A 12,803-nucleotide genomic window follows, 5' to 3' on the forward strand; every position below is an offset into this window, starting at 1 on the left:
GATGCGCGTGGACATTCTAAGGGATCCGGAACGTTTTGGCCGGGCCGGGCACGCCGGTTCTCCTGAACAGCCGGCGCCGCATGGGCGCATGCTGGCCTGGGGACTGGCGGCCGCGCTGGGCCTGAGCGGCTGCGCGGCGGCCCATGCGCCGACCGAGGCCGAGGCGCAGGCGGGCGAGGCCCCGCAGTCGGTGGTGGCCGCCAGCGGCCCCGCGGCCGCAGGGCAGGCCGCCCCGATTCCGGCGGCCGCCCCCGCAGTCCCCGTGGTGGCGCCCTACGTGGCGCCGGACGTGCCGCCCGACGCCCGGCAGGCCGTGCAGGATGCCTACGACGCCGTGCAGAAGCGCCGCTGGACGGATCTGGATCGCCTGGCTCCGCTGGCGGTCGGCGACCCCGTGCTGGGCCAGTATCCCCGTTTCTGGGCCTTGCTGCATCATCTGCAGGACCGCACGACGCCCGTGCCCGACGACGCCGTTCGGCAGTTCCTGCACGACAATCCGGGCACCTACCTGAACGAACGCATCCGCGCGGACTGGATCCTGGCCTCCGTGCGGGCCGGGAATTACGCGGGGGCCCTGGCCATCGAGCCGGTGGCCAATCCCTCGTCCGCCGTGCAGTGTTCCCTGCTGCTGGCCCGCCACCTGACGGGCAAGCGCGCCCGCGCCGCCGAGGTGATCGACGCCTTCAAGCCCAATTCGGATTGCTGGGAATTGCTGGATCAGGTGGCGGCCGATCATGTGCTCAGCCGCAAGGAACTGAACGGGCTGCTGCGCGACACCATGGAAGCCGGCAAGACCGCCGACATCAATCGCCTGGCCTCGGTGGTCTTCGACGATGCCGCGATGGTGCAGTTCGCCGCCCTGATGAAGGATCCGCGCAAATGGCTGGGGTCCCGGTCCAAGCCCCGCTCGACGACCGAATTCGAGCTGACGACGCTGGCCCTGGCCCGCCTGGCGCGCAGCGACGACCGGCCGGAGGCCGCGCGGTACGTCCAGGATCAATGGGCCGCCGTCATGCCCAAGGCCGATATGCAGTGGGTCTGGGGGCAGTTCGGGCTGGCGGCCGCCCTGAATGTCGAGGCCGACGCCGCCCGCTGGTATCGCCAGTCCGGCTTCATCCCCATGACCGATTACAACCACGCCTGGGAAGTCCGCGCGGAACTGCGGGCTTCGCCCATCCAGTGGGATCGGGTCGCGGCGGCGATCCGCAAGATGTCGGGCGCCCAGGCCGACGAACCCGTCTGGCGCTACTGGTACGGCCGGGCGCTGGCGGCTCAGGGCAATGCGCAGGCCGCGCGGCAGTATTACGAATCGATCGCCGGCGACCTGGGGTTCTATGGCCAGTTGGCGGCCGAAGAACTCGGCCGCACGCCGCGGCTGCCGGAAGCCCCCGCGCCGCTCGATCCCGCCTGGACGGCCCAGGCCCGGGCCAATGCCGGCCTGCAGCGGGCCATCGCGCTGTTCCAGCTGGGCTGGCGGCGGGAAGCCGTGCCCGAATGGAATTTCAACCTGCGCGGCATGAACGACGCCCAGTTGCGCGGCGCGGCGGAATTCGCGCGCTCGGAACACATCTACGACCGGGTGGTGAATACGTCCCTGCAGACGCAGCAGGTGGTGGATTTCAGCCAGCGCTTCATCGCCCCCTTCGAGGGCCGCGTGGCTGAGAAGGCCCGGCAGATCGATCTGGATCCCGCCTGGGTTTATGGCCTGATCCGCCAGGAATCGCGGTTCATCATGGACGCACGGTCATGGGTGGGAGCCTCGGGCCTGATGCAGCTGATGCCGGCCACGGCTAAATATGTGGCCCGCAAGATCGGCATGAAGGACTTCCAGCCGGGGATGGTCAACGATTTCGACACCAACACGGTCCTGGGCACCAACTACATGAACATGGTGCTGCAGGGGCTGGGCGGGTCCCAGCTACTGGCTACGGCGGGCTACAACGCCGGCCCCGGCAGGCCCAAGCGCTGGCGCTCCCAACTGCAGGCGCCGGTCGAAGGCGCGATCTTCGCGGAAACCATTCCCTTCACCGAAACCCGCCTGTACGTGAAGAACGTCATGTCCAACACGGTCTGGTACGCCATGCTGTTTTCCGGCAAGCCGGATTCCCTGAAGGCGCGGCTGGGCACGGTCAGTCCCCTGGACGGCATGCGGACGGCGCGGCCGTGACGGCCTGGGAAGATCCCGTCCTGAAGGACCTGGAAGTCTATGTGGTGGGCGGCGCCGTGCGTGACGCCTTGCTGGGACGGCCTGCGGGCGATCGCGACTGGGTGGTCGTGGGAGCCACACCCGAAATCATGGCCGCGCGGGGCTTCACTCCGGTCGGCGGGGATTTTCCCGTGTTCCTGCATCCCCGGACTCACGAGGAATACGCCCTGGCCCGCACGGAACGGAAATCCGGCCGGGGCTATCACGGTTTCGTCTTTCACGCGGGGCAGGACGTCACCCTGGCGGATGATCTGCGCCGCCGCGACCTGACCGTCAATGCCATTGCGCAGGCGCCGGACGGTGCCCTGATCGACCCCCTGGGCGGGGCGGCGGACGTCCGCGCCCGCGTCCTGCGGCACGTCGGGCCGGCCTTCGTCGAGGATCCGGTGCGCCTGCTGCGCCTGGCCCGCTTCGCCGCGCGGTTCCATGATTTTTCCATCGCTCCCGAAACCCTGGACCTCTGCCGCGCCCTGGTGCTCGACGGCGAGGTCGATGCCCTGGTGCCGGAACGCGTCTGGCAGGAATTCGCCAAGGGCCTGATGACGGACCACCCCGGCCGCATGTTCGACGTGCTGGCGGAATGCGGCGCCCTGGCGCGGGTTGCGCCCGGCCTGGTCTGGGATGCGGAGGTGGCCGCCGGCCTGGCGCAGGGCGCCGCGTGCGGCCTGTCTTTGGCTCAGCGGCACGCCTTGCTGTGCCGCGCGTCGGCCGGCGAACTGCAGGACCGGCTGCGGGCGCCGTCCGCCTGCCGGGATCTGGCGCGCCTGCTGCCGGGCGTGCTGGACCGCCTGGCGGGTATCTCCGGGCCCGCCGATGCGTCCGCTTTGCCGCCCACGCCGGGTGAGCCAAGTGCAGCGGGACTGGCGGGACGCGGCGCGGTGTCGCCGGACGACCCGGATGCCTGGCTGGCCTTGCTGGAATCCTGCGATGCCGTGCGCCGCCCGGACCGTTGCCTGGACTTGCTAGCGGCCGCCGCCTGTGTGCTGGACAGCATCGACCTGGCTGCCTGGGCGCAACGCCTGGATGCCATCCGCTCCGTGGACGCCGGGGCTGTCGCCCGCGCGGCCCGGGGGAATCCGGAGCAGATCCGGATTGGCTTGAGGGCTGCGCGGCTCCAGGCCTTGTTCGCGCTTGCCTGAATCCGCTGGAAGCGCCTGCGGGCCGGCGCGGGGACATCCGAAAAAGAGGACAATCTCCTTTTTCAAACCTTCACTTCAGCCGTGTCCGCTCTGCCACCGCCCGATCGCCCCGATCAACCCGTGCTGGTCTTCGATTCCGGCATCGGCGGCCTGACCGTCCTGCGCGAGGCGCGGGTGCTGATTCCGGAAAGACGCTTCGTCTATGTGGCCGACGATGACGGGTTTCCTTACGGCGGCTGGGCGGAAGATGCCTTGCGGGATCACGTGGTGGCGCTGTTCGGCCGTTTGCTGCGGGATCACGATCCGGCCCTGTGCATCGTGGCCTGCAATACGGCGTTCACGGTGGCGGGCGCCGCGTTGCGGGCGGCCTATCCGGACCGGGTCTTCGTCGGGACGGTGCCGGCCATCAAGCCGGCGGCCGAGCGCACCCGTTCGGGCCTGGTCTCGGTGCTGGCGACGCCCGGCACGGTGCAGCGCGACTATACCCATCGCCTGATCCAGTCCTTCGCGTCGCTGTGCCGGGTGCGGCTGGTGGGATCCACCCGGCTGGCCAGGATCGCGGAAGCCTACATCCGCGGCATGCCGGTCGGCGATGCGGAGATCCGCGCGGAGATCGCGGCCTGCTTCGTGGAGGAAGACGCGGCGCGCACCGACATCGTCGTGCTGGGGTGCACCCACTATCCTTTCCTGGCCAATGTGTTCCGGCGGCTGGCTCCCTGGCCGGTGGACTGGCTGGACCCGGCCGAAGCCATCGCCCGCCATGCCCGCAGCCTGTTGCCCGCCGCCGACCATGCCCTGCATCCGGACGCGGCGGACCGCGCCGTCTTCACCGGCGGCGCGCCGGATTTCCCCACGCGCCGGCTGATGAACAGCTTCGGCCTGGCGGTGGGTTGACGGGGCGTTCGGGCGGCGGGTCCCGGCGGGTGGCGGCGTCCCGGCCTACAGCCGGTCGCGCCGGTCGCCGCGGGCGAAGCCCAGCAGCGGGCCGTCCAGGCCGCGCCCCACGGCCAGCACCTTGAACAGTTCTCCCATTTCGGCCTCGGACAGCAGGGTGTTCAGGGCGGCCATCTGGCGCGCGCGCTGCGCCGGATCGATTCCTGGCGCCTGGATCAGGTCCGTCAGCCCCGCATTCATCAGGAACCGTGCCTGAGAGGTGTAGCCCATGACGTCCAGGCCGCCTTCCAGCGCGGCGTCCGCCATGGCGGTGAAGTCCACGTGGGCGGTGATGTCCTGCAGGCCCGCCAGGACCAGGGCCTGGTCGTGCGCATGATGGCGGAAGTGGCACATCAGCGTGCCGCGCAGGCGTTGGGGGTGGTAGTACTCGGCCTGGGGGAAACCGTAGTCGATCAGAACGGCGGCCCCGCGCCGCAGCCAGCGGCCCAGATCGCGGACCCAGGCCTCGGCCTGCAGGTTGATGTCCGACTGGTAGCCGGGCAGGGGCGGCATGCGGGCTGCGATGGTCGCCGCCGTGCCGGGATCCGCCGGCCGCGCCGCCCAGGCAAAGGGGCTGGCGGCATCCGGGCGCGCGTCGTGTTCGACACCCAGCGCGTCCAGACCGCCCTGGCCGTTCCAGCGGAACAGCGAGACGGGCATGGCGTCCAGGACTTCGTTGGCCAGGACGCAGCCATCGAAGGCCTCGGGCAGCGCATCCAGCCACTGCACCTGGTCTCCCCAGGGCGCCAGCCGTTCCTGCTGCCTGGCCCGCAGGTCGGCGGACAGTTCCAGAATCCGGTAGTCCGCCGCGATGCCCAGCGCCTGCAGGGCAGGGATCAGGGCGGCGGCCAGGGCGCCGGATCCGGCGCCGAATTCCAGCACGGTCCGGCTGCCGCTGGCCTGCAGGATCTGCGCCACCTGGGCCGCCAGCGCCTGGCCGAACAGCGGACTGGTTTCCGGCGCCGTGGTGAAGTCGCCGTCCCGGTGCAGCTTGGTGCTGCCGGCGCTGTAGTAGCCCAGGCCCGGAGCGTACAAGGCCGCCTGCATCCAGGACTCGAAAGGCAGCCAGCCGCCCGCCGCCCGGATCCGGTCCAGCAGCATGGCTTGCACTTGCAAGCCGTGGGCGCGGGCATCGGCATCGGGTTCGGGCAGGTTGGCGGGGATCCGGACGTCGGGCAGTTCGATCATGGGGCGAAGCATAGCAGCTTGGTCAGAGACGCATCGCCCCGGGGGCTCGTGAAGAGCGCCCGGGGCGATGGCGGTGCGGTGGCGTCGGCATCCTGTCCGGACGAGCCGGGCAGGATGCTGGACGCCGGGGTTCGTTCAGGCGAAGCGCGGGCGCTGGACCGGCTTTTTACCCTGGTCCTGGCGGGTCTGGCGCTTGAAAGCGGACTTGGCGCCGACTTTGTCGCCGCGCGGGCCGCGCTGGCCGTGATCGGCGCGGGCGTCGGGGCGGCGGGCGTGGCCGGGCCGGGAAGCGGCATCGGCGGCCGTCCAGTCGGACTGGCGCGCGCCGTGGCTGCGGGGGGCGCGGGCGGGACGCGTGTCGTCATCCATCTGCGGGCGCTCGCGGTGCCAGGGCTTGGCCGCGTCGGCGTGAGGGCGCGAGGCGGCGTCCCGGTCCTTGTGCCAGGGCTTGCGGGCGCCGTGGCTGGGGCCGGCGGCGTCGTTGCGGTCTTGCTGCCAGGGTTGACGGGCGCCGGAACGGGAACCGCCCGCCGCCTCGTCACGATCCTGCTGCCAGGGTTTGCGCGCGCCGTAGCCGGACCCGCTGGACGCCTCGTCGCGGTTCTGCGACCAGGGCTTGCGGCCTTGGTATCCGCCGCCGGGTTTGCCGCCGCGCGGCCGGTTCTGGCTCGGGCGATCCTTCCAGGTCGGACGGACCGACTGGCGCGGCTCCAGGCCCGGGATGGTTTCCATGGGGATGGACTGGCCGATGAATTGTTCGATGCGGCGGATCTTGTGGCGTTCGGCCGTCACGGCCAGCGTGATGGCCTGGCCGTCGCGGCCGGCGCGGCCCGTGCGGCCGATGCGGTGCACGTAGTCTTCGGCCTGCATGGGCAGGTCGTAGTTCACGGCGTGGGTGATGGTCTGCACGTCGATGCCTCGGGCGGCGACGTCGGTGGCCACCAGCACGCGCACGCGGCCGTTCTGCAGCAGGCCCAGGGTGCGGGTGCGCTGGCGCTGGTTCATGTCGCCGTGCAGGGCGGCAGCGGCGAAGCCTTCCTCGGACAGGTGATCGGCCAGGTCGTCGGCGCCGCGCTTGGTGGCGGTGAAGACGATGGCCTGGTCCAGGGAGGTGTCGCGCAGCAGGTGGTCCAGCAGACGCAGTTTGTGCGCGCGGTCATCCGCGTACAGCAGATGTTGCGTGATGTTGGTGTGCTTCTGCTGGGCGGAGGCGATCTCGACGCGTTGCGGTTCGTGCATCAGATTGGCGGCCAGCTTGGCCACCGTGCCGTCCAGCGTGGCGGAGAACAGCAGGGTCTGGCGGTCGTCCGGCGTCGCGCCGACGATGGTTTCGATGTCTTCGATGAAGCCCATGTCCAGCATGCGGTCGGCTTCGTCCAGGATCAGCGTCTGCACGGTGGACAGGTTCACGCGGCGCGCCTGCAGGTGATCGATCAGGCGGCCCGGGGTCGCGACCAGCACGTCCACGCGCTTGGACAGGGATTTGATCTGGGCGCCGTAGGGCATGCCGCCGACCACGGTGGCCACGCGCAGACCGTCCAGATGCTTGCCGTAGGCGCGGGTGGCGTCGGCCACCTGCATCGCCAGTTCACGGGTGGGCGTCAGCACCAGCACCTGCACGCCGCGCCCGCCGGGGCCGGTGCGGTGGCTGAGGTGCTGCAGCGAGGGCAGCATGAAGGCGGCGGTCTTGCCGCTGCCGGTCTGCGAGGACACCATCAGGTCGTGGCCGGCCAGCGCTTTGGGGATGGCGGCGGATTGCACGGAGGTGGGAGTGGCGATGCCCTGTTCCTGAAGAGCGGACACGAGCTTGGGGCCGAGCCCCAGAGAGTCGAAAGACATGATTTCCTTGGGCCCGCGAGAGCGGGCAATGGGTGCGGGGCGCGTCGGTGCGCAAGCCCGTCGGGTTGCTGCTGCGGATGTCTGCCGCAGAGTTCAGTCGCATGCGCCGACCGGATCAACCCAAAAGCGCGCGAAGATCGTGTTCCGTGTGAAGGTCCGAAGCCCGTCGATGAGGGGATTCGGGGAACACCTGGCGCCAAACCAAGGTCAGGAGGTCAGAAAACAAGCAATCAGCAAGTATAGCATAAGTGTTAACCCTTATCTGACAATCGGGATGCGGGTGTCGAATTTGCTGCGGGCTGTGGCAAAGAAGCTACGCACGTTGCGCACCCGGGGGTCTCCCGTCAGCCGGCGCAGGGCCAGATCCTGGTAGGCCGCCATGTCGGCGACCTGGGCCACCAGCACGAAATCGGGGCCGCTGCTGACCCGATAGCATTGCTGAATCTCGGGTTCGAGGACCAGGTCGGCCTCGACGGCATCCAGTTGCGCCGCCGCCTGGACATCCAGCGAGACTTCGATGATGGCGGTCAGCGCGGCGCCCAGCCGTGCCGGGTCCAGGATGGCGACCTGGCGCTGGATCAGGCCGCTTTGCGCAAGCTTGCGCACCCGGCGCAGGCAGGTCGGAGGGGATGCGTGCACGCGGGCCGCCAGGTCCAGGTTGCTCAGCGAACAATCCTGCTGCAGCTGGTCCAGGATGCGGCGATCCAGATCGTCGAGCGGCGGCGGGGCGGTGATATCGGTCATGGTCGGGCGCTCCTGTGGAGTCCGCAACGAATATGAAATTATATTTCATTGCATTTTGATTGCGAAATATTATTTCATAACAATGGAAAAATAGAAATCATATTTCTTGACCCTCGGGACACAATAGCGGCTGGACAGGGCCGGACGGCAATGGCAGGTTCTCCGCGTCCCGCAATTCGAATTTCAGGAGCATCCCTATGTGTGGCATCGTCGGCGCCGTTGCGCGTCACAACATCGTTCCCATCCTGCTGGAAGGCCTGCGCCGCCTGGAATACCGCGGCTACGATTCCTGCGGCGTGGCGGTGCATACCGGCACCGGCCTGCAGCGGGTGCGCAGCACCCAGCGGGTGGCGGAACTCGCCGCCCAGACCACCCAGGATCACGTCGAGGGGCTGACCGGCATCGCCCATACCCGCTGGGCCACCCATGGGGCGCCGCTGACGCATAACGCCCACCCGCATTTTTCCGGCCCGGAGAACGGCGCGCCGCGCATCGCGCTGGTGCACAACGGCATCATCGAGAACCACGACGTGCTGCGGGCGGAACTGCAGGCGGCCGGCTATACCTTCCACAGCCAGACCGATACGGAGGTGATCGCCCACCTGGTGGACCACCTGTATGACGGCGACCTGTTCGCGGCCGTGCAGCAGGCCACCCGGCGCCTGGAAGGCGCCTACGCCATCGCCGTGTTCTGCGCCCAGGAACCCCACCGCGTGGTCGGCGCCCGCCAGGGTTCGCCCCTGGTGGTGGGCCGCAGCGAGCAGGGCAACTATCTGGCCTCGGACGCGTTGGCGCTGGCGGGCACGACCGACCAGATCATATATCTGGAAGACGGCGACGTGGTGGACCTGCAACTGTCCCGCGTCTGGGTCGTCGACGCCCAGGGCCAGCCGGCGGAACGGTCCGTGCATACCGTCCAGATCCATACGGGCGAGGCCGAACTGGGTCCCTACCGCCATTTCATGCAGAAGGAAATCTTCGAACAGCCGCGCGCCGTGGGCGACACCCTGCAGGACATCGACGCCATCATGCCCGAACTGTTCGGCGACGGCGCCCACGGGGTGTTCAAGGCCATCGACCGGGTGCTGATCCTGGCCTGCGGCACCAGCTATTACGCGGGGCTGACGGCGCGGTACTGGATCGAGTCGCTCGCCGGGCTTCCGGTCAATGTCGAGATCGCCAGCGAATACCGCTACCGCACTAGCGTGCCGGACCCGCGCACCCTGGTCGTGACCATCTCCCAGTCGGGCGAGACCGCCGATACCCTGGCCGCCCTGAAGCATGCACGCAGCCTGGGCATGGAACAGACCTTGACCATCTGCAACGTGGGCACCAGCGCCATGGTGCGCGAATGCAAGCTGGCTTTCATCACCCGGGCGGGGGTGGAGATCGGCGTGGCGTCCACCAAGGCCTTCACCACCCAGCTGACGGCCCTGTATCTGCTGACCCTGGCGCTGGCGCAGTCCCACGGCCGGCTGGACGACGGCGCCGAGCAGCAGGCCGTCAAGTCCCTGCGCCACCTGCCGGCGGCCATTTCCGCCGTGCTGGCCCTGGAACCCCAGATCATCGCCTGGGCCGAGCGCTTCGCCAGCAAGGAAAACGCCTTGTTCCTGGGGCGCGGCATGCACTATCCCATCGCCCTGGAAGGCGCGCTGAAGCTGAAGGAAATCAGCTACATCCACGCCGAGGCCTATCCCGCCGGCGAACTGAAGCACGGCCCGCTGGCGCTGGTGACCGACGCCATGCCGGTGGTCACCGTGGCGCCGCACGACGAACTGCTGGAAAAGCTGAAGTCCAACATGCAGGAAGTGCGCGCGCGCGGCGGCGAACTCTACGTCTTCGCCGATGCCGATTCGCAGATCGTGGGCGCCCCGGGCATGCACGTCATCCGCATGCCCGAACACTACGGCAAGCTGTCGCCCATCCTGCACACCGTGCCGCTGCAGCTGCTGGCCTATCACACGGCCTGCGCCCGGGGCACGGACGTGGACAAGCCGCGCAATCTGGCGAAAAGCGTGACCGTGGAGTGATCGGACGGGCGTCAGAGGGACAGTCTGTCGAGCAAGCCGTACCAGGCGACGCCCGCCGAGATGTAGAAGCGCTGCAGGCTGCCGTGCAGCGGAATTTGCCTGAGCGGCGTGATCGGGAAGGGGAATTCCGTCTCGGCGCCGCCGGTCAGAAGCCGCGCCAGGTGGATGCCCATGGCCGTCGCGGCGGCCACGCCCCGTCCGTTGTAGCCCAGGGCGACCAGCATGCCGGGGGCCGGGCGGTGCACGTGCGGCAGGAAATCCCGCGTGATGGCGATGCGGCCCGCCCAGCGGTATTCGTAGTGGAAGGGGGCCAGCTCGGGAAAGATCCGGGTCATCGACCGCGCAATGTGGTCGAAGTCGCCCGGCCCGGCGGGGTCGTCGAACAGGCCGCGCCCGCCCAGCAGCAATCGCCCGTCCGCTTCCTTGCGCAGATAGATCAGCAGGCGCTCGGCCGTGGACAGCGTTTCTCCGGACGGCAGGATGTGGCGGCTCCGGTCGCCCAGGGCCGAGGTGGCGATGATGAAGCTGTTGGCCGGGAGTATGGTTTGCGCAAGCCCCGGCAGCAAGGCGTCGCTGTAGCCGTTCGTCGCCAGGACGACCTGCCCGGCGGTGATGCGGATGCCGCCGGGCAGAGTCGCCGCCCATTGCCTGCCCTGGCGTGAAAGCTGCGTGACGGGGCTGTCGCCGAACACCCTGACGCCCGCGGCCAGGGCCGCCTGGTAGAGGCCGCGCGCGTACGACAGGGGGTGCAGGCTGCCGGCGCGCCGGTCGATCCAGCCGCCGCGAAACGCGTGCGTCCCCGTCAGCCGCCGCGTCGCGGCGTCGTCCAGCGGGTCGGCCGGGTAGCCCCGGTCCTGCCACTGGCGCGCCCGGCGATGCAGCGCCAGGATGCCGGATGCTTTATAGCTGACCTGCAGCCAGCCGCTGCGGACCGGCTTGCAGTCCATCCTGTGCCGGTCGATCAGATCGAAGACCTGGTCGGCCGAGGCCGCGATGGCGTGGATGAGCTTGTCCGCCCGGTCGCCGAACATCGCGGTGAGTTCGTCGGGGTCGTATTTCAGGGTGGGGTTGACCTGGCCGCCGTTGCGGCCCGAGGCCCCCCAGCCGGGCTGATGCGCGTCGACCACCGTCACGGATGCGCCCGATGGCGCCAGGTGCAGGGCCGTCGACAGCCCGGTGAACCCGGCGCCGATGATCAGCACGTCCGTGTGGCGGCTTTCCTCGAGGGCCGGGGCCCGCGGTGCGGGGGTTGCCGTGTCCATCCAGTAGGAATCCGCGCCCGGATGGGCGCTCACCGAGCGGGGCTGCGGCATCATGCGTCCTCTTGGGCGTCGGGGTGCAGGACGCGTCTCAGGAAGTCCTGGGTGCGCGGGTTCTCCGGATGCCCCAGAACCTGTTTCGACGGGCCTTCCTCCAGGATGCGGCCGTCGTACAGGAAGCAGACCCTGTCGGACACTTCGCGGGCAAAGCCCATTTCGTGGGTGACGACCACCATGGTCATGCCTTCCTCGGCGAGGTCGCGCATGACGTGCAGCACGTCGCCCACCAGTTCCGGGTCGAGCGCGGAGGTCGGTTCGTCGAACAGCATGGCGTCGGGCTGCATCGCCAGCGCGCGGGCGATGGCGACGCGCTGCTGCTGCCCGCCGGACAGTTCGGCCGGGTAGGCGTCTTCCTTGCCCTTGAGGCCGACCTTGTCCAGAAGCTCGGCGGCCCTGGCGCGGGCTTGATCGACGGTCTCGCGCTTGACGTACACCGGGCCTTCGATGATGTTCTGCATGACGGTCCGGTGGCTGAACAGGTTGAAGCGCTGGAAGACCATGCCCAGGGAAGCGCGGATGTCGTGGATGTCCCTGGAGGCCTGATCGACCAGGCGGCCGGATATGCGGACTTCTCCGCCGTCGTAGGATTCGAGTCCGTTCAGACAGCGCAGGATGGTGGACTTGCCCGACCCAGAAGGCCCGATCAGGCAGACCACTTCGCCGGGTTCCACGCTCAGCGAGACGCCTTTCAGGACGGCGTGCTTGCCGAAGGATTTCTGCAGGTTGGCGACTTCAATCATGAGCCTTCCTCGTCTTGAGATGCGCCTCGATGCGGTTGAGCACCCAGACCAGCGGCAAACTCAGGACCAGGTACATGATGGCGACCATGGTATAGACGGTGGTGTTCTGGAACGTCGAGGTTGCGATCAGTTGCCCTTGGCGGGTGAGTTCCGCCACCGTGATGGTCGAGACCAGGGAGGAATCCTTGAGCATCATGACGAGGATGTTCCCGTAGGGAGGGAGCGCGATCTTGAACGCCTGGGGCAGGATGACCCGGCGCATCATGAGCGGCATGCGCATCCCGATCGCCTGCGCGGCCTCGCGCTGGCCCGAGTCGACGGCCTCGATCCCCGCGCGGAAGTTCTCGGCTTGGTAGGCGCTGTACGCGATCCCGAGTCCGATGACCCCCGACTGGAAGGCGCTCAGTTCGATGTTGAAATCCGGCAGCACGAAGTAGATGTAGAAGAGCTGCACGATGATCGGCAGCCCGCGGATGACGTTGATGTAGGTCTTTGCGACCGCTCGCAGCGCGGCGATGTGGCTGACACGAAGCAGCGCCACGAACAGGCCGATCGCGCTGCTGAGCAGGAACGACAGGATCGTGACCTGGACGGTGATGAGCGCGCCTTCCAGCAGGAGCGGCAGGAATTCGCGCACGTGCAGCATTGCTTCGTTCATACCGCCT

General features: G+C 68.8%; 10 protein-coding genes. 4 read left to right on the forward strand and 6 right to left on the reverse strand.

Annotated elements, in window-relative coordinates; all coding sequences use genetic code 11:
* The first annotated feature begins 1 nt into the window (after nt 1).
* The 3 genes from Q0263_RS01970 to murI all read left to right on the forward strand — a co-directional run bounded on the left by Q0263_RS01970 (nt 2) and on the right by murI (nt 4,239).
* On the forward strand, nt 2-2,167 hold the full coding sequence (locus tag Q0263_RS01970) for a lytic transglycosylase domain-containing protein (RefSeq protein ID WP_298012844.1): 2,166 nt from the start codon (nt 2-4) through the stop codon (nt 2,165-2,167).
* Nucleotides 2,164-3,345 carry a tRNA CCA-pyrophosphorylase gene (locus Q0263_RS01975; protein WP_298012846.1) on the forward strand — a complete coding sequence of 394 codons (1,182 nt, stop codon included), beginning with the start codon at nt 2,164-2,166 and terminating at the stop codon, nt 3,343-3,345. The genes Q0263_RS01970 and Q0263_RS01975 overlap by 4 nt, the downstream gene beginning before the upstream one ends.
* A gap of 81 nt (nt 3,346-3,426) precedes the next feature.
* On the forward strand, nt 3,427-4,239 hold the full coding sequence (gene murI / locus Q0263_RS01980) for a glutamate racemase (protein WP_298012848.1): 813 nt from the start codon (nt 3,427-3,429) through the stop codon (nt 4,237-4,239).
* A gap of 45 nt (nt 4,240-4,284) precedes the next feature.
* Here the strand turns inward: murI and Q0263_RS01985 are convergent, their stop codons facing one another.
* The 3 genes from Q0263_RS01985 to Q0263_RS01995 all read right to left on the reverse strand — a co-directional run bounded on the left by Q0263_RS01985 (nt 4,285) and on the right by Q0263_RS01995 (nt 8,049).
* Nucleotides 4,285-5,466, reverse strand: coding sequence for an SAM-dependent methyltransferase (locus tag Q0263_RS01985; protein WP_298012850.1), 1,182 nt, complete (start codon nt 5,464-5,466; stop codon nt 4,285-4,287).
* Between the two features lie 135 nt (nt 5,467-5,601).
* Entirely contained in the window at nt 5,602-7,305 is a 1,704-nt protein-coding gene (locus Q0263_RS01990; RefSeq protein WP_298012852.1) for a DEAD/DEAH box helicase, read from the reverse strand.
* A gap of 258 nt (nt 7,306-7,563) precedes the next feature.
* Nucleotides 7,564-8,049 carry an Lrp/AsnC family transcriptional regulator gene (locus Q0263_RS01995; protein WP_298012854.1) on the reverse strand — a complete coding sequence of 162 codons (486 nt, stop codon included), beginning with the start codon at nt 8,047-8,049 and terminating at the stop codon, nt 7,564-7,566.
* A 197-nt stretch (nt 8,050-8,246) separates the two neighbouring features.
* On the opposite strand from Q0263_RS01995, the gene glmS reads away from it, so the two are divergent.
* Nucleotides 8,247-10,079 carry a glutamine--fructose-6-phosphate transaminase (isomerizing) gene (glmS, locus tag Q0263_RS02000; protein ID WP_298012856.1) on the forward strand — a complete coding sequence of 611 codons (1,833 nt, stop codon included), beginning with the start codon at nt 8,247-8,249 and terminating at the stop codon, nt 10,077-10,079.
* An 11-nt stretch (nt 10,080-10,090) separates the two neighbouring features.
* Here glmS and Q0263_RS02005 read toward each other — a convergent pair whose 3' ends face one another.
* Genes Q0263_RS02005 through Q0263_RS02015 form a run of 3 tightly spaced genes read right to left on the reverse strand, consistent with a single transcriptional unit; the run spans nt 10,091 to nt 12,796 of the window.
* Complete coding sequence (locus Q0263_RS02005; protein ID WP_298012858.1) at nt 10,091-11,395, reverse strand: FAD-binding oxidoreductase; 1,305 nt, start codon at nt 11,393-11,395, stop codon at nt 10,091-10,093.
* Entirely contained in the window at nt 11,392-12,138 is a 747-nt protein-coding gene (locus tag Q0263_RS02010) for an amino acid ABC transporter ATP-binding protein (RefSeq protein ID WP_298012860.1), read from the reverse strand. Before Q0263_RS02010 ends, Q0263_RS02005 begins: the two co-directional genes overlap by 4 nt.
* Nucleotides 12,131-12,796, reverse strand: a complete 666-nt coding sequence (locus Q0263_RS02015) for an amino acid ABC transporter permease (protein WP_298012862.1) — start codon at nt 12,794-12,796, stop codon at nt 12,131-12,133. Before Q0263_RS02015 ends, Q0263_RS02010 begins: the two co-directional genes overlap by 8 nt.
* Between the last annotated feature and the right edge of the window lie 7 nt (nt 12,797-12,803).

This window comes from uncultured Castellaniella sp., from assembly GCF_937988725.1.
Classification (GTDB): Bacteria; Pseudomonadota; Gammaproteobacteria; order Burkholderiales; family Burkholderiaceae_B; genus Castellaniella.